The 22,817-nt window shown below is 37.1% G+C and carries 24 protein-coding genes and 2 tRNA genes; 21 read left to right on the top strand and 5 right to left on the bottom strand.

Annotated elements, in window-relative coordinates:
* The first annotated feature begins 189 nt into the window (after positions 1–189).
* From JFT95_RS20145 to JFT95_RS20125, 5 genes are all read left to right on the top strand, one after another.
* Positions 190–1,431, top strand: a complete 1,242-nt coding sequence (locus JFT95_RS20145; protein ID WP_201053071.1) for an amidohydrolase family protein — start codon at positions 190–192, stop codon at positions 1,429–1,431.
* Between the two features lie 112 nt (positions 1,432–1,543).
* Positions 1,544–2,839 (top strand): purine/pyrimidine permease, encoded by a 1,296-nt coding sequence (locus JFT95_RS20140; protein ID WP_201053070.1) that lies wholly within the window; start codon positions 1,544–1,546, stop codon positions 2,837–2,839.
* A 165-nt stretch (positions 2,840–3,004) separates the two neighbouring features.
* Complete coding sequence (gerE, locus tag JFT95_RS20135; RefSeq protein ID WP_000659484.1) at positions 3,005–3,229, top strand: spore germination transcription factor GerE; 225 nt, start codon at positions 3,005–3,007, stop codon at positions 3,227–3,229.
* A gap of 108 nt (positions 3,230–3,337) precedes the next feature.
* On the top strand, positions 3,338–4,000 hold the full coding sequence (locus JFT95_RS20130; RefSeq protein WP_201053069.1) for a type 1 glutamine amidotransferase domain-containing protein: 663 nt from the start codon (positions 3,338–3,340) through the stop codon (positions 3,998–4,000).
* 164 nt (positions 4,001–4,164) lie between these two features.
* Positions 4,165–4,803: a TetR/AcrR family transcriptional regulator gene (locus JFT95_RS20125; protein ID WP_001233017.1), complete on the top strand. Its 639-nt coding sequence runs from the start codon at positions 4,165–4,167 to the stop codon at positions 4,801–4,803.
* 48 nt (positions 4,804–4,851) lie between these two features.
* Here the strand turns inward: JFT95_RS20125 and JFT95_RS20120 are convergent, their stop codons facing one another.
* Positions 4,852–5,535 carry a type 1 glutamine amidotransferase domain-containing protein gene (locus JFT95_RS20120; RefSeq protein ID WP_061689559.1) on the bottom strand — a complete coding sequence of 228 codons (684 nt, stop codon included), beginning with the start codon at positions 5,533–5,535 and terminating at the stop codon, positions 4,852–4,854.
* 369 nt (positions 5,536–5,904) lie between these two features.
* Between JFT95_RS20120 and JFT95_RS20115 the strand changes: the two genes are divergently transcribed.
* The 12 genes from JFT95_RS20115 (at position 5,905) to JFT95_RS20060 (ending at position 14,743) form a co-directional block, all read left to right on the top strand.
* On the top strand, positions 5,905–7,230 hold the full coding sequence (locus tag JFT95_RS20115) for an MFS transporter (protein ID WP_201053068.1): 1,326 nt from the start codon (positions 5,905–5,907) through the stop codon (positions 7,228–7,230).
* 360 nt (positions 7,231–7,590) lie between these two features.
* Positions 7,591–8,403, top strand: a complete 813-nt coding sequence (racE, locus tag JFT95_RS20110; protein ID WP_002015338.1) for a glutamate racemase — start codon at positions 7,591–7,593, stop codon at positions 8,401–8,403.
* 130 nt (positions 8,404–8,533) lie between these two features.
* Entirely contained in the window at positions 8,534–9,583 is a 1,050-nt protein-coding gene (locus JFT95_RS20105; RefSeq protein ID WP_201053066.1) for a GerMN domain-containing protein, read from the top strand.
* A 131-nt stretch (positions 9,584–9,714) separates the two neighbouring features.
* Positions 9,715–10,452: a ribonuclease PH gene (gene rph, locus JFT95_RS20100; RefSeq protein ID WP_201053064.1), complete on the top strand. Its 738-nt coding sequence runs from the start codon at positions 9,715–9,717 to the stop codon at positions 10,450–10,452.
* 11 nt (positions 10,453–10,463) lie between these two features.
* Positions 10,464–11,072 (top strand): XTP/dITP diphosphatase, encoded by a 609-nt coding sequence (locus JFT95_RS20095; protein ID WP_201053062.1) that lies wholly within the window; start codon positions 10,464–10,466, stop codon positions 11,070–11,072.
* A 13-nt stretch (positions 11,073–11,085) separates the two neighbouring features.
* The gene (locus JFT95_RS20090) at positions 11,086–11,589 is read left to right on the top strand and encodes a metallophosphoesterase (protein ID WP_201053060.1); all 504 of its coding nucleotides are present in this window, start codon (positions 11,086–11,088) and stop codon (positions 11,587–11,589) included.
* A 108-nt stretch (positions 11,590–11,697) separates the two neighbouring features.
* Positions 11,698–11,771, top strand: a tRNA-Gly gene (locus tag JFT95_RS20085).
* Between the two features lies 1 nt (position 11,772).
* Positions 11,773–11,846 (top strand) — tRNA-Arg (locus JFT95_RS20080).
* Positions 11,847–11,957: 111 nt separating this feature from the next.
* Entirely contained in the window at positions 11,958–12,956 is a 999-nt protein-coding gene (locus JFT95_RS20075; RefSeq protein WP_021728729.1) for a tyrosine-type recombinase/integrase, read from the top strand.
* Between the two features lie 700 nt (positions 12,957–13,656).
* A complete protein-coding gene (locus JFT95_RS20070) occupies positions 13,657–14,340 on the top strand; it encodes a hypothetical protein (protein ID WP_201053058.1) in 684 nt (227 codons plus the stop codon).
* Positions 14,337–14,537, top strand: coding sequence for a hypothetical protein (locus JFT95_RS20065; RefSeq protein ID WP_201053056.1), 201 nt, complete (start codon positions 14,337–14,339; stop codon positions 14,535–14,537). Before JFT95_RS20070 ends, JFT95_RS20065 begins: the two co-directional genes overlap by 4 nt.
* Positions 14,538–14,566: 29 nt before the next feature.
* Positions 14,567–14,743 (top strand): hypothetical protein, encoded by a 177-nt coding sequence (locus tag JFT95_RS20060; RefSeq protein ID WP_201053054.1) that lies wholly within the window; start codon positions 14,567–14,569, stop codon positions 14,741–14,743.
* A gap of 665 nt (positions 14,744–15,408) precedes the next feature.
* On the opposite strand, the gene JFT95_RS20055 is transcribed toward JFT95_RS20060, so the two are convergent.
* The 4 genes from JFT95_RS20055 to JFT95_RS20040 form a co-directional block, all read right to left on the bottom strand.
* Complete coding sequence (locus tag JFT95_RS20055; RefSeq protein ID WP_098116619.1) at positions 15,409–15,621, bottom strand: DNA-binding protein; 213 nt, start codon at positions 15,619–15,621, stop codon at positions 15,409–15,411.
* A gap of 1,221 nt (positions 15,622–16,842) precedes the next feature.
* On the bottom strand, positions 16,843–17,280 hold the full coding sequence (locus JFT95_RS20050) for a hypothetical protein (protein WP_021728096.1): 438 nt from the start codon (positions 17,278–17,280) through the stop codon (positions 16,843–16,845).
* On the bottom strand, positions 17,249–17,725 hold the full coding sequence (locus JFT95_RS20045; RefSeq protein WP_021728097.1) for a hypothetical protein: 477 nt from the start codon (positions 17,723–17,725) through the stop codon (positions 17,249–17,251). The genes JFT95_RS20050 and JFT95_RS20045 overlap by 32 nt, the downstream gene beginning before the upstream one ends.
* 554 nt (positions 17,726–18,279) lie before the next feature.
* Positions 18,280–18,828 carry a tyrosine-type recombinase/integrase gene (locus tag JFT95_RS20040; protein ID WP_098344621.1) on the bottom strand — a complete coding sequence of 183 codons (549 nt, stop codon included), beginning with the start codon at positions 18,826–18,828 and terminating at the stop codon, positions 18,280–18,282.
* A 1,549-nt stretch (positions 18,829–20,377) separates the two neighbouring features.
* Here JFT95_RS20040 and JFT95_RS20035 point away from each other — a divergent pair.
* From JFT95_RS20035 to JFT95_RS29650, 4 genes are all read left to right on the top strand, one after another.
* Entirely contained in the window at positions 20,378–21,283 is a 906-nt protein-coding gene (locus JFT95_RS20035) for a hypothetical protein (protein ID WP_201053053.1), read from the top strand.
* Between the two features lie 311 nt (positions 21,284–21,594).
* A complete protein-coding gene (locus JFT95_RS20030) occupies positions 21,595–21,894 on the top strand; it encodes a helix-turn-helix domain-containing protein (protein ID WP_201053051.1) in 300 nt (99 codons plus the stop codon).
* Positions 21,878–22,360, top strand: a complete 483-nt coding sequence (locus JFT95_RS20025) for a hypothetical protein (protein WP_201053049.1) — start codon at positions 21,878–21,880, stop codon at positions 22,358–22,360. Before JFT95_RS20030 ends, JFT95_RS20025 begins: the two co-directional genes overlap by 17 nt.
* Before the next feature lies 1 nt (position 22,361).
* A complete protein-coding gene (locus JFT95_RS29650) occupies positions 22,362–22,736 on the top strand; it encodes a hypothetical protein (RefSeq protein ID WP_242487615.1) in 375 nt (124 codons plus the stop codon).
* The last annotated feature ends 81 nt before the right edge of the window (positions 22,737–22,817 follow it).

Below are 22,817 nucleotides of genomic sequence, written 5' to 3'. Positions count from 1 at the left end.
AGGCTAATAATCAGTGGGGGATGAACCCCCCCCACTGATTATAGTTTCACTTTATGAGAAGACCATTAGGTTATATTACATTTTTTTGTGAAAGGACAATACAGTGGATTAATTGTCTTAATTTTCAGTTGGTATTAAAATGAAAATGAGGGTGTGACGTATTTTCTAATATAAGGTGGGGAAATGGTAATGACATTATATTGGTTGACTAATGTAAAGCTTGAAACAGGTTATACATATGAAGAAACGAAAATTTCACAAACGGAAACTGAGATATGCAGTCTTCTTATTGAAGATGGGCGAATTAAAAGAATTATAGCGGGAATCGCCCAAGAGGAAGGAACGTTAACTTTTGATGCTAATCGTTTATTAGTTTTACCAGCTTTTGAAGAGATGCATATTCATATTGATAAAACATATTATAGTGGGCCTTGGAAAGCTTGTATGCCAGCAGAAAATATTTTTACACGTTTTAATGAAGAAAAAACGATTTTACCAAAGCAATTAGCAACTGCTCAAGACAGGGCGGAAAATATGCTAGAGTTATTGCTTCGAAATGGCGCAACAAATATTAGAACGCATTGTAATGTGGATCCGGTTATTGGACTTCGTAATTTAGAGGCAACGTTAGCGGCTTTAGGAACATATAAAGATCGGTTGTCTAGTAGAATAGTTGCATTTCCGCAACATGGATTATTGCGAAGTAATTCTATGCAACTTGTGAAAGATGCGATGCGTATGGGCGCACAATTAGTTGGCGGAGTGGACCCAGCTACAGTAGATAATGATATTGAAAAATCATTACATACGATTATGGACATTGCGGTAGAATTTAATGCGGATGTTGATATTCATTTGCACGATGCGAATAATCTTGGAACGTTTACAATGAAGAGATTAGCCAGTCTAACGGAAGAAGCAGGATGGCAAGGTCGTGTAACAATTAGTCATGCGCTTGGACTTGATGGTGTTACTGATAAAGAAGCTGAAGAAGTGGCAGAAATACTAGCAGCATTAAAGAATGATATCACTTCAACCGTTCCAATCGGTAAACAAGTAATCCCAATTCCATTATTAGATCGAAAAGGAGTTAAAGTTTCATTAGGAAATGATAGTATTACAGATCATTGGTCTCCGTTTGGCACAGGTGATATGCTTCAAAAGGCAAATCGATTGGCAGAACGATTTGGTTGGAGTGATGAAAGGTCTTTAGGGAAAGTTCTTCGTTTTATTACTGGAGGGAAAGAAACGTTAAATAATGAAGGGAAACGAGTGTGGCCGAATGTAGGGGATGAGGCAAGTTTTGTTTTAACGAATGCAACATGCGCCGCGGAAGCAGTGGCTCGTCAAACAGAGAAGCGTGTAGTTATGTATAAAGGGAATGTTGTTATAGGGGATTTAAATCAAGTGAAATCTGATAATCTTGTATAGAGGAATCGTTTAGATGTTTTGAGAAGGGTTCTAATTGTGAAAATAGAACCCTTCTTTTTTATTTAGTAGAAACACGGAAGTACTATACTTCCTTATAAGGAAGCAAGAAGGGATGAAAAGTTTGGACAATCAACATAATCAAAATCATATTATGGGAACTTTGCAATGGTTTATTTTTTTATTAGCAAACTCAATCGCGCTACCAATTGTCGTTGGCGGATTATTTCATCTTACGACGGAAGAAGTATTTTATTTAATGCAGCGTACGTTTTTCGTAGTTGGTATATCTTCTTTTTTACAAGGATGGCTTGGACATAAGCTTCCGATTGCGGATGGACCAGCTGGATCTTGGGTTGGTGTATTTACCGTGCTTGCTTATGCAACTGTAGGGCAGGATCAATTACATAGTACATTGCAAATTTTGGAATTAGGAATGATGGTTGCGGGAGTTGTTTTAATAGGGCTAGGAGTAACGGGAGTTATCGGGCGTATTTTATTTTTATTTACGCCGCTCGTGACAGGGACGTTCTTACTTTTATTATGTTTACAATTAAGTGGTGTATTTTTAAAAGGAATGCTAGGAATTACAGCTACTGTTTCTCAAATTGATGGATTTACAGCATTAATTGCTTTTTGCATATTTTTATTCGTAGTCATACTCTCCAACTTCGGAAAAGGGTTTGTTAAAAGTTATGCGGTTTTAATAGGGTTAATTAGTGGCTGGATTATTTTTCTCATTGCAGGAAAAGTGACAATCCCATCTCAAGTAACTCATTTTGTGCAACTTCCACATATATTTGCGTGGGGAATTCCAAAATGGAATACAGGTATGGCTGTATCAAGTTTCGTTATGGTATGTATTTTAGTTTCAAATACAGTGGCAGCTATTATAGCAATTAATCAAGCTACCATTCATAAAGCGAATATTGAACAAAAACAGTTGAAGGATGGAACGTGGGTTGGAGGGATTTCACATATCATTTCCTCTGTATTTTCAACTGTAGGTGTCGTTCCGTTACCAGCAACGGCAGGGTTTATACGCTTAACAAAACAAAAATATATACGATCGTTCTTAATGGCATGTGCGTTACTAGTCTTAATGTCTCTTTTTCCAAGTATCATTCGTTACTTAGCGTCTTTACCATCCGCTGTCGCATCAGCGGTTTTAATGGCTTCGTTCGTGCAGCTTATTGGAATTGGATTTCATAATATAAAACAAGTACCACTTAGCGAAAGGAATGTAACGATTTTAGGAGTTGCTATATTATTTGGAAGTGGTGTTATGTTTTTACCGTCTGGAGCACTCCAATCCTTGCCGTCTGTGATGCAATATATATTCGGAAATGGTTTGTTCGTAGGTACAGTTGTCAGCATATTACTAGAACAAATATGGCGTACTGAAAAGTAAGTGGATAAAAAGAGTGTACGCACTGTATAAAAGTCTAAAATAACATAAGAAATAAAGCCCATTTTCATTCACCACCTGCACATTTCGTTCATACAATATCTTGACTAAATAAACACCCAACTTACACATATACAGCTCTGGCTTAAGCAAGGAGGGTTATACCAGTTGAAGGAAAAAGCGTATCAATCTAAACCGTTACTCACAAAGAGAGAAAGAGAAGTATTTGAATTACTGGTTCAAGATAAAACGACGAAGGAAATTGCAGGTGAACTGTTTATAAGTGAAAAAACAGTACGTAATCACATCTCAAACGCAATGCAAAAGCTAGGGGTTAAAGGACGTTCACAAGCAGTTGTTGAGCTTCTTCGTATGGGAGAGCTAGAACTATAAGAAAGCAGCCGACTTTTATACAAAAGGTCGGCTATTTTTCTGTTTGTTTCATGCTACATATGAATGATAAGGATGCTTCATACATAAATAGGTAGTAAGGGAGGGGATATGTTGAAAAGGGTATTATTAGTTTCAACAAGCGCTCATGATTTGAATGGACACCCGACTGGTTTGTGGCTGGAAGAGCTCGCAGCTCCTTATCATTTATTTAAAAAAGCTAAGTTCGATGTTGATATTGTTTCGATAAAAGGCGGGAGAGTACCAATTGATAGAGTGTCTATTCCGAATGGCATACCTCGTGAATTTAAGCATGTCGCTTCTTTATTGCAAAATACGAGGGCGATTTCAACTGTTCATTCTTCAGAGTATGATGCGGTATTATTTGGTGGTGGGCACGGGGCTATTGTAGATTTTCCTGGTAATCCATATGTAGCGAATTTGATTGTGAGTATGTATAACAATAACCGGATCGTAGCGGCTGTTTGTCACGGGGTAAGTTCTTTAGTTGGTGTGAAAAATAAAGATGGCTCGTTTTTTGTTGCCGGTAAGCGTATAACAGGTTATACAAACGATGAAGAAAAAGCTGTACATTTAGAAAAACGAGTTCCGTTTTTGCTAGAAAGTAAGTTGAAAGAAGAAGGGGCATTATTTTATGTAGCACCTAATTTCACGCCGCATGTTGTAGTAGATGGGCGTTTGATTACAGGGCAGAATCCGCAGTCTAGTGTGGGAATAGGTAAGGCTATAAAAAGAGTTGTAAATAAATTATAGAAAAGGTGCCCGCTACTAACAAAGGTAGCGGGTACCTTTTTATGTATAGCGTAGATTGAAATTGTAATAAACTAAAAAGACGTAATGAGTATAATAACTTCATTTATAAACATTCATGAATTTGCTATACTATTTTGTATGAACAAAAGGGGAGGCTCTTTTAAATGAGAAAAGTAGCGTGTGCAAATACTTATATTAATAAAATAAAGCCCGTTATTCGAAAGACGAGTTTTAGCCAATTAAAAATAGATGAAATTGCGAAATATATGGATATTAGTAAAGCTACTTTATATAAACGTTTTTCTTCGAAAGATGAGATTATTGAGGCAGTAGTAGAGGATTTTATAAACTATCTTCTTGAAGGAGATGCGGATAATCAAGATGAAAGTATGTCGTTTACAGAACGTTTCCAAAAGACGTTTATCCATTCTTTAAAATGTGTGACGTATATTTCGGACGTCTTTTTACAAGATTTGAAAGAAGCGTATCCGCATTTGTCGGATCAATTAGTCGCTGCACAACAAAATCGCAATCGTAATTTGCAAATGTTTTTTGAATCGGGTATGGAACAAGGTTACTTTAATAAAATGAATGCGCAACTATTTATGGTGCAAGATGATGTGATGTTAAGACGCATTATAGATCATACTTTTTGCATTCAGTACGATATTACGTTAAAGCAAGCGATACTTGATTTCTACAATTTGAAGAAATACCAACTGTTTAAACCGGAATTTTTAGATGTAGTTGATGATTCTGAAATTGAAAAAGAAATTATAGCTAATCTACAAATGATTTCGTAAAAAAGCAGATTTCCCTTACTAGAGGGAAATCTGCTTTTTTAGTACATATTATTTTTGCAACTGTTTTAATACTAATTCAGCTACTGGACCACCTGAAGCAGGGTTTTGACCAGTAATTACACGATTATCTTCTACAGCGTAGGCTTCCCAAGGTTGCGCAGCTTTTTCGTAAAGTCCTCCATATTTAACGAGTTCATTTTCTGTTAAAAATGGAACGAATTGATCTAATTCAGCTAGTTTCTCTTCTTCATTTGAGAATCCTGTTACTTTTTTATCGTTAATTAAACGATCCCCGTTACTTAATGTGATATGGAATAAACCAGCAGCTCCGTGACAAACAGAGGAAACAATTCCTCCATTTTCATAAATGTTGCGGCTAATAGTTTGAAGTTCTTTGTTTTCTGGGAAGTCCCAAATAACTCCGTGACCGCCCGCGTAATAAATAACAGCGTAGTCTTCTTGATTCACTTCACTCGGTTTCATTGTAGAACCGAGACGATTCATAAATTCTTTCTTTTGATACCATTCCCAATCAATGCTCTCCGCCATCGCTAAACTATGCGGGTCAATCGGTGTATAGCCGCCTTGTGGACTGACATAATCTACTTCGTAACCAGCTTCTTCTACTTTTTTAACGAAATGGACAGCTTCACCAAGCCAAAGCCCGGTAGCTCTATTTAAATTTGGGTATTTTTCTACGCTCGTTAATACAACTAACATTTTTTTCTTCATCATAATCCTCCTGTAATGTTTCTTCTATATAAAAGTTCTTTATTTACTTGATTGTATTAAGTTAGAAATTGCAAATTTGAATAACCATGTCAGTCCCCCTTATACCGGATTCGAAATTAGTGTATAACAATTTATGGACAAAGTAAACTAAAAACACTAAATTAGTTTACTTTGTATATTTTTCATTGGCAAACTGTAATGCTGAAACTATGATAGTTCCATGAATATCGAACAACATAATGTTACGTTTCGAATTCAATTTGTCGCACGATAAATTTATACATTTGATGAAGTTGTTTAGTAGTGATAGAGGAGCTAAACAACTTTATTTTTCATTTACAGTTACTACAATCAGAAGAGGTGTTACGCATGGGGAAAGATATAAGTAACCATTCAAAATGGTTTGTTTTCACATTATGTTTTATCGTTTTATTAGGACCGATGAATGCGGTTTTATTTAATGTAGCGTTAGAGGATATTGCTAATGATTTATCTATTAGTCAATCGAAAGTAAGTTGGGTTGTAGTAGGTTATTCCTTAGTTGTCGGTATTGGTTCGATGATATATGGGGAGTTGGCTGATCGTTATAGCGTAAAAAAACTATTGATTATTTCAATTATCATATTTGTAGCGGGTTCTATTATTGGGTTTATGAATCAATCTTATGCGATTACCATTCTTGCAAGATTAGTGCAGGCGAGTGGGGGCGCGGCGTTTATTGCGCTTAGTATGATTGCAGTGGCAAAATTAGTTGCTCCTGCTAAGAAGCCTGGTGCATTAGCGATGATTAGTTCTTCTATTGCATTAGCAATAGGCATTGGTCCTTTAGTTGGCGGGGCTATTACAAATACATTAGGGTGGACATATTTATTTTTATTTATGGTTATTTCAGTAGTTGGGATTTTCTTGCTTATAAAATTTATGCCAGAAGAAGCGCAGCATACGGATGAAGCGTTTCATTTTGATTACATTGGAGCGGCGTTATTATTTGCATTCATTACGACTGTTTTATTAGGTGTCAATATTAATAGTTGGCTATTTGTGTTATCGGTAGCTTTCTTATTTTTATTCACGGTTCGTATGAAGAACGCGGAGCATCCATTTATTGATATTGAGTTATTTTCGAACAAACCATTTCTTCGTTTAATAGCGGTCGGGTTTATAATTAATGTGGCGTTATGTGCTAGTCTATTATTATTGCCATCACTGTTAGGAAGAGTGCACGGATTGTCGCCATTCGTTATCGGAATTGCATTGTTTGTTGCATCACTCTTTGGTATTGTATCTAGTTTTATTACGGGGAAGATTGTCCCTTCGTTTGGAAATGTGAATATGATTTATGTAGCGTCTGTCATTATGATCGTTGGCTTTTTAATTTTAGGGCTTATTCCGAACGGGAACTTAATCATTATTTTAGTGGCGGTTATTTTAACATTTATGAGTTATTCAGCTATTCAAGTATCATTAAACACATTTATACCGAAAACATTACATCCAGCTAAAGTTGGAGTCGGTCTTGGTTTATATAATTTAATTAACTTTTTCGGTATGGCATTTGGACCAGCTGTAGCGAGCAAAGTTATGGAATCTACAAATAGTTATCGTTTGAATTTTATTTTAATCATCATTTTAATTTCTGCTCATTTCTTCTTATTAATAGGAATGTCTTCTTTCCAAAAAAAGATGGAGCAATAAAGTGAAACTTTAATTAGTGGGGGGCATCCCCCGCTAATTATTAGCCTACACCAATCGGACTTTTACGGGCAGCCCGATCCCCCATATAACTTCTTTGCTTTCGCTGAATTTTGAGGTGGGGGTCTTACTGTCCGGCAAAGAGCGGGGTAAATGCGTATTTTATATAGAAGAAACCGACTTTCATATAGAAGGTCGGTTATTTTTCTGTCTTGCAAATTATGAAAAAAAGGAGCAAAATAAAAAATGTCCTGATCTATATAGGTACAAATGAAAATTTTTATACAGGGGCACTTTAAGTTAGCGAACTTAAAGTGTGTAAAATATACTGATAAACATAAAAGATGATGAATGAGAAAACGGGTGATTAAGTTGAATAGAGCGATCGGTGTTATTGATTCAGGAGTGGGCGGTTTAACAGTAGCGAAGGAATTAATTCGTCAGTTGCCGAAAGAGCGTATTATATATTTAGGGGATACAGCACGTTGCCCTTATGGTCCGCGTTCTCGTGAAGAAGTGCGTCAATTTACGTGGGAAATGACGGAGCATTTATTAGATTTAAATATCAAAATGTTAGTTATTGCGTGTAATACAGCAACTGCGGTTGTATTAGAAGAAATGCAGAAACAATTACCAATTCCAGTAGTTGGAGTTATTCATCCAGGATCACGTACAGCTTTAAAAGTGACAAATACGTATCATGTTGGGATTATTGGAACGATTGGAACAGTAAAAAGTGGCGCCTATGAAGAGGCGTTAAAGTCTATTAATAACCGTGTTATGGTAGAAAGTTTAGCTTGCCCACCTTTCGTTGAGCTTGTAGAGAGTGGGAATTTCGAAAGTGAAATGGCGTATGAAGTTGTAAGAGAAACATTGCAACCGTTGAAAAGTACTGACATTGATACGCTTATTCTAGGATGTACGCATTATCCGATTTTAGGTCCTGTTATTAAAAAGGTAATGGGGGATCAAGTACAATTAATTAGTTCGGGTGATGAAACAGCGCGTGAGGTAAGCACGATTTTATACCATAGTAAGATGCTAAATGAGGGAGAAGAACAAAGTGATCATCTCTTCTTAACGACTGGTAAAATAGGCCTGTTTAAAGAAATTGCATCAAAGTGGTTCGGTCAGCCGATTGAAAATGTGAAGCATATCAATTTAGAAACAGAATAATAGTAGATTCATATAAGAGAACTCCTGAGAAATCAGGGGTTTTTTCTGTATAAGTAGCCATAGCTTGTTCTAAAACATGAAACAGCTCGTATACATAATAGTACAAACTTAGATTTTAGGGGGGAATGGCATGCCTAAATCCACTTTTAAATGGGTTGTTGGTGCTACTGTGAGTGCGATTTTATTATCAGGGTGTGGCTTGTTAAATCAAGAGAAAGCGACAGAACAAATTGATCCGCCAAAAAAAGTTACGTATACAGAAGGTGAAAAGAAAGAAACTGCTAAAAAAGATAAACAAGAGCAAACAGTAAATAGAGAGTTATACCTCGTTGATAAAAATGGATATGTCGTACCGCAAACTATTGCAATGCCTACTCCGAAAGCGAATGAAGTTGTACAGCAAACGTTAGAGTATCTTGTGAAAGATGGACCAGTTACAAATTTATTGCCAAATGGATTTCGAGCAGTCCTTCCAGCGAATACGACGATGACCTTGAATTTGAAAAAAGGCGGGACAGCAGTAATTGATTTCTCTAAAGAAATGAAAAATTATTCAAAAGAAGAAGAACGTCAAATTGTTGAATCAGTAGCGTGGACTTTGACTCAATTTACAGAAATAAAACAAGTGCAGTTCCAAATAAATGGTGAAAAGTTAGTGAGGATGCCTGTTGCGGGTACACCGCTTGGTGAAGGTGTAAGTCGTGCGAATGGAATTAACTTTGATGATGAACAAGTAGCAGATGTGACGCATACAAAACCGGTTACACTTTACTTTATGGCGCAAAATAATAATAAGCAGCAATATTACGTACCGGTAACAAGGCGCGTTGCAGAAGGAAAAGAAAATGATTACTCGGCAATTGTGGATGAGCTTGTAAAAGGTCCGATTCAAGGATCGCTACTAAATGATTTTAATCCAGGAGCTAGGCTTATTACGAATCCAAAAGTGGAGAACGGAAATATTACATTAAACTTTAATGAAAATATATTTGTGAACCCAGACAAAAACATGATTTCAAATTATGTGTTGAAATCGTTAGTCTTATCTTTAACGGAAAAACAAGGTGTGAAAAATGTTTCTATTGAAGTGAATGGGAAAGCAAATCTTATGGATGAGAAAGGTGAAAAGTTAATAAAACCTGTTGATCGTCCACAAAACGTGAATACAGGTAGTTTTTAATCGTGAATAATTTGATATACTTATGTAAGAAAGGGGAGTTGCTTTTTGAGTTCCCCTTCTTTTATTGTTATACATATCGTACATTTAAATTTGGCTATACTAATGAGAGTATTTATGAGGGGGTTATTTTTATGCGAGTAGATGGTAGAGGAAAAGCAGAGCTACGCCATATACATATTCATACAAATTATTTAAAACATCCAGAGGGATCAGTACTAATTGAAGTTGGGGATACAAAGGTAATTTGTTCAGCGACAATTGAAGAGCGTGTACCGCCGTTTATGCGCGGAGAAGGAAAAGGCTGGGTAACAGCAGAATACTCAATGATTCCACGTGCGACAGAGCAACGTACAATCAGAGAGTCAAGTAAAGGGAAAGTAACAGGGCGCACAATGGAAATCCAGCGTTTAATTGGACGAGCATTACGTGCGGTTGTTGATTTAGAAGCGCTTGGTGAAAGAACGGTTTGGATTGACTGTGATGTAATTCAAGCGGATGGCGGAACGAGAACAGCTTCTATTACAGGTGCTTATGTAGCGATGGTATTAGCTTTTGAAAAATTATTGCAAGCAGAAAAAGTATCTAAAATTCCGGTGAAAGATTATTTAGCGGCAACGTCAGTAGGTGTTGTTGAAGAACAAGGTGTTGTTTTAGATTTAAATTATGCTGAAGATTCTAAAGCAGACGTTGATATGAACGTTATTATGACTGGAAAAGGTCAGTTTGTTGAAGTGCAAGGAACTGGAGAAGAAGCGACGTTTAGCAGAGATGAATTAAATGAATTACTTGATGCTGCTGAACAAGGGATTTTCCAACTTGTTGAAAAGCAAAAAGAAGCGTTAGGTGACATCGTATCTCATATAGAGTAGAGGTGGAAAATATGAAGCAAGTTGTTGTAGCGACGAAAAATCTTGGGAAAGTACGTGAGTTTGCTGAGTTATTTGAGAGATTTGACTTAGAAGTGAAATCTTTACACGATTTTCCTCATATTGAAGAAGTCGAAGAAACTGGTGAAACATTTGAAGAAAACGCAATTTTGAAAGCGGACAGTCTTAGTAGACAGTTGAATTCCATCGTAATTGCGGATGACTCAGGTCTTATTGTAGATGCCTTAAACGGGAAACCAGGTGTATATTCAGCTCGTTTTGCTGGAGAGCCGAAAGATGACCAAGCGAATATCGATAAAGTGTTGCAAGAGTTAACTGACATCGATTTAGAAAAACGTACAGCTCGTTTTTACTGTGCACTAGCGGTTGCTTTCCCTGAGGCAGATAAAGAGCCGGTTATTGTAAACGGAACGTGTGAAGGGAAAATCTTAAAACAGCGCCGCGGGGAAAATGGTTTTGGATACGATCCGATTTTTTATGTAGAAGAATATAAAAAGGCAATGGCGGAACTAAGCTCAGATGAGAAAAATGCCATTAGCCACCGCGGACGCGCTCTTCGTAAATTAGAAGAGAAAATCCCGGAATGGTTTTTAGAAGAATAAGGGAGAGAGATTGATGAAAGCTTTAATCGTAAGCGATAGTCATAGCTCTGTGAAGGAATTACAGCAGTTAAAAGAGAAATATGAAGGGAAAGTAGATGTCATGATTCATTGTGGTGATTCAGAGCTAACGCCTGCTCACGAAGAGCTACAATGTTTCCAAGTTGTAAAAGGGAATTGTGATTATGCTAACTTTCAAGATGAAATTGTAACTGATGTAGATGGAATTCGTTTCTTAGTTGTACACGGTCATCGTCATGATGTGAAAATGACGTTACAAACGTTAGCGTATCATGCAGAAGAAGTAGGAGCACAAGTAGCGTGCTTTGGACATTCTCATGTATTAGGGGCAGAATTACTTGATGGGATTTTATTTATTAATCCAGGAAGTATTTTGCTCCCGCGCTCTCGTGTGGAAAAGACATTCGCTTTATTAGAAATGGATGAAAATCATATAGAAGTTCGTTTTGAAACATTAGATGGACAGCTGGTGGAACGAGCAATTTTTAAAAGAGGATAAGAAAAATTATCCTCTTTTAAAAAAGTGTTGACTTTATAAGTAGTTATGAATATAATAAATATTGTCGATAGGGCAACGGCGCTAACGAAGAAAAATAAAATAACATATGCGGGTGTAGTTTAGTGGTAAAACAAGAGCCTTCCAAGCTCTGGTCGAGAGTTCGATTCTCTTCACCCGCTCCATGTCCCAGTAGCTCAGCCGGATAGAGCATACGCCTTCTAAGCGTACGGTCGGGAGTTCGAATCTCTCCTGGGACGCTAAAAAAACCTTTTGCGGTGACGTCAAAGTCCGCAATATATAAGCTCTCTAATTCGTAAGTTGAATCGTACAATGTGCGGTCGCTAACGAGTTAGGGGGCTTATTTTTTTATGTCAAAAAAACGTGATTCTTTAACGATTAGTGAGGACTTATCGAATGTTTTTGGCGATAGATTGAAAAGCGATCAGCGAAAGAAAGAGACCGCAGAAAATCGTTATACGTTCAATTTAACAATCGACAAAGCGCTCGAGATAATTGTGCGTCAAATGAAAGCGACAGGCTTACGGGAGCGCACGATAAACGATTATTACATACACGTTAGTCATTTTGCGAAAATAACAGACACGCACTATATAGAAGAGTTGAACGTTAATCATATTTACGAGTGGTTGTCGTCTATGAATGTTAGTAATCAAACGAAATTAACCCGTTTGAAGTGTCTAAAGGCATTTCTAGGACGTTGCCATGATAATGGATGGATTGATATTAACTTTTGGCGCAATGTGAAGATAAAAGTGGATACGCCTGTTAAAGAAGGTGCGACAGACCGTGAAATTAATATCTTGTTATCGGTGCTCGATTTAACACGATTTTTAGATTTACGAGATGCTACCGCTATCTTACTTATGTATCAGACGGGAATACGGGTCGGTACATTAGCGCAACTCGAACATAAACACGTCAATTTAGAAGCGAAAGTATTAAGTGTCGATGGTGGTATTATTAAGAATCATGAATCGATATATCTACCGTTTGATGACGCTCTCGCACGATTGCTAGACGTTCTTATGAAACAAAACGAAATTATTCGCAGAGAGTACCAAGAGAATAATGATTATCTCTTTATTACGAAGAGCGGTGGAAGTGTTTTAACTAGTCCGACGAATAACATTATATCAAAACGAATGACTAAACATGCGAAGGAATACGGGCTTAAAAATATTAATCCACACGCCATACGTAGAGGTTTTGCGAAGAATCTCTTAAAGAAGGGTGCAAATGTCGCGCTGATATCTAAAGCGCTAGGGCATAGCGACATATCTGTTACAACACGTTATCTGCATTTAGATAAAAATGAAGTAGCGGAAAGTCTACGGAATTTCTTGTAAATAAAAAGTCCCCGACGGCAATCGGAGACTCAAAACTATACACATCGAAACTAAATAACGGACGAGCCGTATCAGTTCGACCATCTACTTTGCATTCTATCGAAAAAATTCGAAGATTGCAAGGCGTCTTTAGTAATGTCTTTTTTAGGTACTGATGCGGTAAGTCAAAAAGCGGAAGCCGTACCGCTTAAAAAACGTAAAAGGTGAGCGAGAGCCAACGCAAATAAATCAGCGCTATACAACCAACATGTATCCCCTTCCGCATGCGTATAGGCTAGGTGATTGCGACCATTAACGGCAAGGAGTGGCAATACGTTGTTCTAAGGAACAGGGTGTACTATCGGGCTTAATCGTAAGATTGGGCGCATATTGGGACGTATGGATATGAGATAGTGTGTGCGAAAGTGCAGGGACGGAAGGGGCGTTACTACGATACACTACAAGCGATCCGACGCTAGTAAAACGCCTTACCCCTTATTTGCATAGATACTACGAAATTATGAAAAAGTTTAAACGCTTTGTTGTTTTTTATCGATGTGAATAGGGGTGAAAACTGCGCCCAACTCAACCTAGCTTCGCTCACCTCGGCTAGACGTCGTCCGCCAATCGTCAATAGCATAAATTCGATATTGAATGCCACTAGCGGAAGTGGGTTGAATATCGGAGGATGCAGGTGCTATAAGAGGTGGAAGACTTACGTATGGAAAGCAGACTTACTATAAGACGATACGCAAATAAAGACGAGGACATAAACGAAACATTAAATAGAATAGCGATACTAGCTAAAGAAGAAGTGGAAGATTATTACACTGGAATATGCGATAATAAGTATGTAGAAAAAATTGAAGCGCATTACATACCGTTGATTGAACGCTTAGCTAAAGATAACTGGTATAAGATAAATAACGAGGTACATTTTATTGATGATTGTTTTCGGAGAATAAGGTATGCGATTAGAACGTTTGATATAAATAAGGGCGATTTCGATAAGAGGGTTAAGTGTTTTATTTATCAAGCTTTACGTAAATATTGCGGAGAAAGAGGAAAAGGAAGAACGGTATTAAAACTTATAAGTGATATAAACGTACTTGAAACACTAGAGGGTTGTGCAGAAACTGCGGAAGAGAAAGCAATCTGCAATATAATGACTAACCGAGATACTTACGAAAAGCTATATGAAAACATATGCAAGAAGAAAATAGATTTCATTGTACTAGATACTATGATACATACGGCAGAGAATTACAATAGGGTTACAGAAGCCGAAATCTCTAGAGTATTATCGAAGAAGACGGGGCGATCATTTGATTCCGCTAGAAGTACGGTGAGAGGATTTAAGCAGAGAATCCGAAAAAGAAATATTAGAAAGGAAGATAGGGCGTGAAGGATAGAAAGAAAGAGAAAAATATAAGGGCGAACCTGTTAATAGTTGCATTTGTATTGTTGGTTGTTACAAAGATAATCGGAAATGCCATTATAGGTGGAATGTCAGTAGTATTTGCAATGGCTGTACTCGCATCGGTTATTACTGCTAGGATTGGAGAGCTTATGCGGAAGAGGAAGGAAAAAGAGGACGTATAAAGGTTCGGAAAAGACGGAGGAATTATGCTATGAGGAAGCGTAAAGAGAGGTATTTAATTATATTCGCATTTTTATTTATGTGTGCAACGAAGGCATTCGGTAATCTATACGTATCAGCTTTCGGTGTTGTATTCGCGTTATCGGTAGGTTTGGCGTGTTTAACCGAAAATATACTGAGAAGAAGAGAAAGAGATACTCGAGAGTAATCGATTTAATAAATACAACGGAGGAAAGATATAACGGTTCGTAATCTAAAATCGGCAGAAGACAAAGCGAATTGCTAATGATAATGTTAAGTTTAATGTTGAAATGTGCGCTATCGCAGAGTTATAATAGTAATAGAAGTTGTGTAAATGTGTAAATGTGTAATAATTTTAGTTTTGCGTGGAATACTATATAAAGAAAAAGTCTCTCAAGTGCTACCAACACTGAAAGACTTTCGATAAAATATTATTTCTTTCCTTTGCTCATGTTAATCATTCCCATAACGACCATGAGTAAAGAACAAACCGCAGTAACGGTGATTGCATCCATATGTATTCACCACCTTGCAAAGTCTGCCGTACTACCAATACGACAGGCTTTTTTCGTATATTCGTATTATAACCCAACTTGGTTATAGATTCCAAAAGTTATTTTCTATACAAAAAACTAAATCTTTATTTTGAAACTACTAGGAACAAGCCTAAAGTAATCATGGACTACTATGCTTTGAGGTATGCGAAATTGTATAATAATTTTCTAACACTTCTAAACGAAGCGGTACGCATTAATTTGCGCCCACTTCGTTTTTTGTTATATTGTTTAGTAATGTATCTCGCCATTCTTTCTATACATTACTAATAATTAGGCGATATGCACAAACTGCTTTTTATTTTCTCATTTTTTCCTTCCTTACTAAAATATCTTGTTTATAGAATAATCTATCGCGTGTTGTCTCTTTAATCGGTATTAGCTTTTCCTCTTTTATCAACTTGTTTAAATACTGTCTCGAACACCCGAGAATATCCAAAGCTTCCGAGGAATTCAAAATTTCATCTTGTATGAATTTTGTTAGTTGTTCTTTTGTTTCAAAATTAAACATTATTCTTCTCCTTTATATACAGGGTAATTATATTAACCAACATTAAAAATAAAGCTATTCCAGTAAAAATAATGTAGGTATAACTCCCCGTATCTAGATTGTTATAATCAAGGGTTGTTAAAACAAAAATTAAAAATAAAGCAACAGGGACATTTGTCCAGATGAATTTTTTCATAATTAGTATGAATGTGTTATAATCTTAGGTATAGGAGAGGCTTCTCTCTCCCTGTGGTTACTTTGAGTCGTCTTCTTGGTGGGAGCGACTCTTTTCTCTTTAACCTTGTAGTATGTATTCTACACTGTTTTCACTTAGTGATGATAATTGACTCAAGGTTGCTATTACAGCACCTAAGACTATCCACAAATTCATGTTTTCACCTCTTTTTCTTTATAACCTCATTATACAATATAGTTGACATGAGGCAATTGATTCGTATGCTTTTTCCTTAAATTGATTAAAAACATAAGTAGCGAAAACACATTCCTCTTAAAAGAATACTAAATAACTGATAAAAGGGTGCTAGGGTGATTAGTCCATTTACTATTTTCGACCTTTTCCGCATCTGTATCGTACCTCTGTTTATTTAAATTCCATACTGTATAAATCGAATGTTAATATTGATGTAAACTCGTGTAATATTTTCGGTGAAACGGCGAATGGGCTAACCACCTCGGCGAACATCGAACGACACCCGACCTCACCACCAGTCGCATTATAAAAAGGTACATCGTATTAAATGGCGCTAGGACTAACCACATTAGCGTCTTTTTTATGACTTCGTATATGTATAATTTTTATATGATAAGCGATGCAAATACGTATGTTAATCGTTGGGATATCGTACATTAATCGACTGTACACTAGCTGATAATATAACGCATGATATAATGCCTTGCCTATGTTAGCTTGCAGCGTTGATTCTTCGTTAATATACGCAGTTTTAACGTCTGTCTTCGTCTTCTTATCGATATTTAATAGTCGTGTAAGAACTTATTTGCTATCAAGTGATATCATGCGTAATCGTGGCGTTGCCTGTTTCGGATATGATCGCCGATTTTATATGCAAAAGGGCGTGAGTAATTGTTAAAGTTTTAATATAGAAGTGGAAAAACATTGGTTTGCAAGTGGTAGAGTAGAGGTATAGTGTGTCTATTAAAAAGAGAGAGCGCTGTACACAACGCCCTCGGTATTAATCTTAATTAATAGTGTTATATCAATACTTAATTACTAAGAGCGATTCGGGCTATATCACCAATCCGTATAACTCTATCGCCTTTTCTTCTCCCTGTAATCTCACTTTCATCTATTTTAATTTTTTTTACTGTTATCCTTGTTTCTGTAGTTCCTGTAATTCCACTAAGTCCAGACATACTATGAGAAAGTGCCTTCTGAAGAGGGGAAGGGATATGTACTTCGTTAGTTATTATTTTTTTGCAAACTGCAAATTCTGAATACACTTCAGTTACCTCTAGTGTATCTTTTATGAAGTCAAGTGTCCCGAGCACCTTACCTTCATTAAATGGGTCAACTATTTCATCTCCTTCCAAAAATATTTCAATACTATCTCCTATTGAAATACCATCTTTTAGCCCACTATTTATTACAAGGCTATATTCATCAATAATCTTAATCACCTTGAATGTTATATAACTGTTCATCAAAATCCCTCTTTTCCTTATTTATTATCTCGTTTGTTTTGCTTTTTACTTGTGTTGCAATAGTTCTTACTTCTTGATGTTGCTGCCCTCTGTATGTATTTTTTACATACGCATCAAATTCAGTGATTAATACACCTAACTCGGGTAAGTCATGATGTATAAATAACTTTCTTTTATGTACAAAATTATTATACTTATCAATTGATTCATCGGAATCCCTTTTTTCGTTTTTTAGTTGGGTGAGTTCAGTATTTACAGAAGTTGAACTTTTTTGAACTTTAGTTAGTTTTATGTGCAAATATATTATTATTCCCAGTAAATAAACAGTGGAGAATATGAATGTTAAGAGCAACTTTGCAGTAATGCTCCATGAAGGATTAATGAAGCCTAGAACTCCAGCAAACGCAGGTAGTATAGTGAAAATAAAAGTTAAGAACTGCTTCAATTCATTTCACCTCCTTTAATTATAAGTTTAATAGTTCACTGGCTTTCCTCATTTAAGATTATTATACATTTTTTCTTAGTATTATAATAACTGCATATGCTTGATTTTTCCAAGTGAAATTGATTATTTGTATCCGAATGAATTGAAATGAATTTATCTGTAGTGAAATGAAGGATTATCCATTGATTTAGCCGCAATATGAATCGTATAAGTGTAGTCAAATGTAGCGTAATGAATCAGAATGTAAACAATGCGCTTATTTAACGTAAAGTAACCGAATCCCTTGCGGTTCTAAGCGTCACACGCATGTAAATGAACGTAAATAGGTTTACGAAAGTTTACGTATATAAGACTTCATGGAGATATGCGAGGGGATTACGGTAGGTTAACGATTGAATGTCGTTTATATATCTGCTGGAAAGGTCTAGAGCGAAGGGATTCCGAAACTCAGGGGGTGACGTTTTTATAGATTTCCACTATTAATATAGATCGCTGGAACTATCAAACTTCTGCGCAAAAAAGAAAAAGCACCAGCCTAGCTGATACCTTATCGCTTATAGTACGAATGTATTTAGGTCGTTCTCGATTTCCTCTTCGGTGATTCCGATGTAAGTTAATGTAATTTGCGGATGTGAATGGTTCAATATCGTTTGTAGTTTAGCAACATCCTTCGTGCTTTTATAGAACCAGTAGCCAAACGTTTTTCGCATCGTATGAGTACCAACGGAATCTACTTCAGCGAATTCAGATGCCTTCGTTATACTGCGATAAGCTTGCGTAGTTGATATTGCTTTATCTCCTTTTCGTGAAGGGAATAGCCATTCGCTATCATTTGCCTTTGCGTACGCTTGTACTTCATCATAAATATTCGTGAGGTTAATCTTACGGGGCTTCTGCGTCTTACCTTCGAGTACCTGTATCGATTTCTTACGAAGGACATCGGAAGTCTTCAGCTTCAATAAGTCGCCGACACGTAGTCCAGTGTTAATACCGATAAGGAATAATATGTAATCTCTCTCGGAACAGTGACGACGGAGCGCCCACTTCATATCTTCTAGTTGTTGTTTATCGCGGATTGGTTGTACGTCTTTCAATTGATTCATATATAAAATCCTCCTACTATAAACCCAGTATTTATGCGGATTTGAATGTACGTTTTTTTAAAATATATTTACAGAATATCACCGAATTCTATCTGCGTCAATGCTATCAATGAAATGAATGTACGTTTTTATATGATTTCATACATTGAACCCACGGCACGTGATGTATATAAAAGACCCCGCTATATGTTTTATATTTTCACAAGTCTGCACATTATTCGACCAATAGCCTGCATCATACTACCAAACCACCAATACCTAATCGCAATACTCTGACGCATATAGCCCGTCATACCACACGGACACAGAGCGTGCCACACAGGCTCATATAGGCGTTTCTATCTGCGTATGTATTGTAAGTATTCTAAGTAATTAACGGCTCGTTTGCGGTGCTCTAGACGTTACTAAATGACGACCTATTCCATAATACACCACGCCAATAACACGCACACCATATCGTACTATCAGGTATCGCTATACTGCATCGTACATCATGAAGTACTGTGCGTTAGTGTTTGCGCTAAGTGTGTTCGAAAGAGTTATCGAAAAAGATTCTATTAATCTGTTCTCGAAAAGAGTTCAGAAGTCTTCGAAGAGTTATTCGAAAGTGATCGCTTTCTTTTATTCATCCTTTCATTCACTCTTTTCGATTCTCGTTGCGCATTTAAAACGTTATTAAATCAACGTTTCTTTTAATGCATAAAAGTTTTATCGAAATGAATGTGCGAAGAAACTTCGAAGAAAGCTTTTAAATCAACGTTTTCAAAGAACTTTCGAAAGTAACAAAAAGTCCTTCTGTTGCATTCCTTATTCATCGAAATGAATGAGCCATTCACTACGACGTCATCCCATTCCGCCGAAATCGCCCCCCCCAAGCCACCCCATCGACCCCCTGAAGCAAGCCCCTACAAATAGCGCACACCATTTTTAACTCGGGGCGTTATTCCCTACAGTCCTAACCGAAATCTATTATCTGATTGCGTTTATAGATACGTAGGGACAAGTTGACCATCGTGATTAACCTTTTATCGCAATCTAGCGGACTTATTGTCTTATAAGGCGAGAGTAATCGTTTTTGTATCGCTACATATTTCGCTTTTAGTTAGCGCATAAGTTACCGAGATATTAACCTATTTTGGGAAATCGACGCCCCTATATGAGTGTAAGGCAATCACGCATAACTAACATTAGTGACGGTTTCCCCCGCCGTCTCTCTTTCTTCCATTAAAGAGTATCTGCGCTTCGCTTCGAGTGTTCGCAGGCTCTCACAATAACTATTGATGCGTATCGATCTTTAGGAAGTTAAACGCATTCTATAAAATCAAAGTCCGCCGTTTAGAAGGACTGGGGCATTGTACTTGATGCGCCAAAAGGGTTGACTCGTTATCCACACAGATAACAGAGTACTTTTACACCGAAATCCGTTTACATTGTGCATGGCTCTAGGGCTGAGGGCACTTTTTGAAGGTGTCAAATAAGTGACAAATAAAAGCGGGAAGGTGTCAAATAAGTGACAAGTTTACATCAACTAAAGAAGGAGAGAGATAGAATGAATAACGATATATTAGCGGAAATCAGCGAACAAATACATACGGGTGCTATTACTACGAACTCAAAGGAAGGCGACGATGTCTTAAAACAAATCGTAGCCATTGCGGAAGGTACACGAATACGCAAATCCGCCGAACTAGATGCGATTCGAAGCAAGTTGCAACGCAAAGAAGATACACGCCGTTTTGTAATGGTAAATGGTAGCGAAGGCGAGCGATACAATCACGTTACACTCAATCAGCTAGGCGTGTTTTTCAAACTATCGTTATACCTGCAAATGAATAGCGGTGGCTTACTAATGCGCGACACGGGGCGAGGTAGGTATGGTATTCGACCACTAACAACGAATGCTATGCAGAAACTAATGGGACGTGGGAAGAAATCGACACTCAAGGCGTTGGAAGAATTAGAAAAGATCGGCGCAGTCATTCGAGACAATTCGCAACGCCCGACGCTCTACTATATTAATGAGGATTTAATAAGATGCGGAAGCACTGACGGAACGTTCGACAACTTCACGAAAGTCTATAAAGAAGAAGCGAAACAACTCCTGTCGAAACTGTCGGACCGTCAAGCAGGCGCTATATTCAAACTAATGCCATATGCGCACAAGGATACATATGTATTATGTACAAATCCGCAGGAATTCGAGCCGTCACATGTAGGGATTTTAAGTTCTCGTGATATAGCGAAGATTCTAGGTATCGCATATAACTCAACACGCAATCTATTATCATCACTCATTAATGACGGGGCAATGATATCGGTAAGTGGTGCGAAGACTGGCGTTAAAGGTCGTGGGTACGTGATAAGCCCATATGTGTGTGATAGGGGTGTGTTAAATAATCCGCTAGAAGGCGAGATTAAAGAATTATATCGCCAATTTACGGAAAAGTCGGCGTGAGTATGTACTCTGTGTCGGGAGAAATCGAAATTAAGTAAGAACTCTAGTTCTGAGATGTTTACGATAATAAAATGTGAGAGGGTTTTAGGTAGCCCTCTTTCATTTTTAGTAAATAAATCAAAGAACTTTGCGTTAAGTATGCAAATAAAACGTCAGCAGACGCCGATATGTAATGAAGAGGTATACACTTTGCGCTCGCTGGCGCAACCCTTATTTAACTGTTGAGGTAGCGACTAATCGCTATCTCTATTTTTTTAGATGAAAATGTATGATTCATACATTAATAATATATAACTTATGCGAGAGAAAGGATGGATGATTTAATGCATGGAGAACAAATCAAATTAATTCGTATGATATTGGATATCAGTCAGCGTGAGTTTGCTGAGAGGCTCAGTGTTACTCAAGCTCAAGTCTCAAGGTGGGAATTGGGTGTGTATAAACCGAGTAGAGCAAGCATCGCTAAAATTAACCAACTTGTCGGAGTTGATAACGTGAGATTAATCGATAGCTTAGTCTATTCGCTTACACTGCATAGCGCAAAAGAGGGTATTCGAGAATCGTACGAATTTAATACGAAAGGGAGCGATCAAAATGACGAAGTCAACTAACGTAAATCGACCGATATTAGTGACGAACATCCATGAATTGCATGGTAAGAAGTTTCTAGTGTCCTTCGTTTATGATTACGGCAAGCATATCGCAGATTTCGTAGTACCAGTCGATGAAGTGCGTCATTTACCAACACAATTCCGAGAGTACATACATAAGAACTGCGAGGTACATAATCCAGCGTTTGACCTACTTACCTGCACCGAAGAAATATTCAAAATGTGCATCAATGAAACAGATATCTCGCAATTCTTCAAACACGAATCGGAAGTTAGCGAAACATTCCGCACAATGGAACATCCGAAAGTTATTCACGCGTTATGTAGTATTTATACATTAGTACCTTCTCAAGAAATACCAAAGAGGGAAGTATCTAAAGCAGAGAAATTCTTCATTAAAGTATTAAGCAAAGTAGCAGAAACACTTAATAAATTGACTAAATTAATTAAAGGAGATGTTAAGTAAAATGGAACGAATGGATTGGAATGGGAAAACTAGATGGCTATCGAAGAACACTAAGGAGAATGAGTTTGACGCGAAATACAAAAAGGCTGTAGCAGAAGCCAAAGAATCCGTGAAAAAAGCGACCGAGAATTACGAAGCTATCTTATTAAAAGAGTTTGCAGGTGATGATGTAGTTGCTGATAAAAAGAAAGCGTTAGTATCCATTGAAAAGGCGAATAAGATACTAAAGATCGCCGAAGACGAATTAAAAAAAGCAGAGGAATATTCGTCAGTAAATCTAAGGGATAACATGACTATCGATGAGTTAGCGGATAGTTGGTGGCAATATAGAGCTGAAGTTCGTGCGACACAATTAGCGCCGATTATTGAACGGTAAAGAAACGCATTGAAAGAGTTTTATGAATTCCTAATAGAGTATGAGAAGTTCGCAGATAAATATGAAGAAGACCACAAGTGG

Origin of the sequence: Bacillus sp. TH17 (assembly GCF_016651125.1) — a bacterium.
GTDB lineage: Bacteria > Bacillota > Bacilli > Bacillales > Bacillaceae_G > Bacillus_A > Bacillus_A mycoides.
The sequence above is the reverse complement of the archived record's forward strand: the minus strand, read 5'-3'. Positions and strand labels throughout refer to the sequence as shown.

What these genes read in the sequence shown, in the direction of transcription:
- JFT95_RS20145 (WP_201053071.1), top strand. Translation starts at nt 190, where the DNA reads ATGACATTATATTGGTTGACTAATGTAAAGCTTGAAACAGGTTATACA.
- JFT95_RS20140 (WP_201053070.1), top strand. Translation starts at nt 1,544, where the DNA reads ATGAAAAGTTTGGACAATCAACATAATCAAAATCATATTATGGGAACT.
- JFT95_RS20130 (WP_201053069.1), top strand. Translation starts at nt 3,338, where the DNA reads ATGTTGAAAAGGGTATTATTAGTTTCAACAAGCGCTCATGATTTGAAT.
- JFT95_RS20125 (WP_001233017.1), top strand. Translation starts at nt 4,165, where the DNA reads ATGAGAAAAGTAGCGTGTGCAAATACTTATATTAATAAAATAAAGCCC.
- JFT95_RS20120 (WP_061689559.1), bottom strand. Translation starts at nt 5,535, where the DNA reads ATGAAGAAAAAAATGTTAGTTGTATTAACGAGCGTAGAAAAATACCCA.
- JFT95_RS20115 (WP_201053068.1), top strand. Translation starts at nt 5,905, where the DNA reads ATGGGGAAAGATATAAGTAACCATTCAAAATGGTTTGTTTTCACATTA.
- JFT95_RS20105 (WP_201053066.1), top strand. Translation starts at nt 8,534, where the DNA reads ATGCCTAAATCCACTTTTAAATGGGTTGTTGGTGCTACTGTGAGTGCG.
- rph (WP_201053064.1), top strand. Translation starts at nt 9,715, where the DNA reads ATGCGAGTAGATGGTAGAGGAAAAGCAGAGCTACGCCATATACATATT.
- JFT95_RS20095 (WP_201053062.1), top strand. Translation starts at nt 10,464, where the DNA reads ATGAAGCAAGTTGTTGTAGCGACGAAAAATCTTGGGAAAGTACGTGAG.
- JFT95_RS20090 (WP_201053060.1), top strand. Translation starts at nt 11,086, where the DNA reads ATGAAAGCTTTAATCGTAAGCGATAGTCATAGCTCTGTGAAGGAATTA.
- JFT95_RS20075 (WP_021728729.1), top strand. Translation starts at nt 11,958, where the DNA reads ATGTCAAAAAAACGTGATTCTTTAACGATTAGTGAGGACTTATCGAAT.
- JFT95_RS20070 (WP_201053058.1), top strand. Translation starts at nt 13,657, where the DNA reads ATGGAAAGCAGACTTACTATAAGACGATACGCAAATAAAGACGAGGAC.
- JFT95_RS20060 (WP_201053054.1), top strand. Translation starts at nt 14,567, where the DNA reads ATGAGGAAGCGTAAAGAGAGGTATTTAATTATATTCGCATTTTTATTT.
- JFT95_RS20055 (WP_098116619.1), bottom strand. Translation starts at nt 15,621, where the DNA reads ATGTTTAATTTTGAAACAAAAGAACAACTAACAAAATTCATACAAGAT.
- JFT95_RS20050 (WP_021728096.1), bottom strand. Translation starts at nt 17,280, where the DNA reads ATGAACAGTTATATAACATTCAAGGTGATTAAGATTATTGATGAATAT.
- JFT95_RS20040 (WP_098344621.1), bottom strand. Translation starts at nt 18,828, where the DNA reads ATGAATCAATTGAAAGACGTACAACCAATCCGCGATAAACAACAACTA.
- JFT95_RS20035 (WP_201053053.1), top strand. Translation starts at nt 20,378, where the DNA reads ATGAATAACGATATATTAGCGGAAATCAGCGAACAAATACATACGGGT.
- JFT95_RS20030 (WP_201053051.1), top strand. Translation starts at nt 21,595, where the DNA reads ATGGATGATTTAATGCATGGAGAACAAATCAAATTAATTCGTATGATA.
- JFT95_RS20025 (WP_201053049.1), top strand. Translation starts at nt 21,878, where the DNA reads ATGACGAAGTCAACTAACGTAAATCGACCGATATTAGTGACGAACATC.
- JFT95_RS29650 (WP_242487615.1), top strand. Translation starts at nt 22,362, where the DNA reads ATGGAACGAATGGATTGGAATGGGAAAACTAGATGGCTATCGAAGAAC.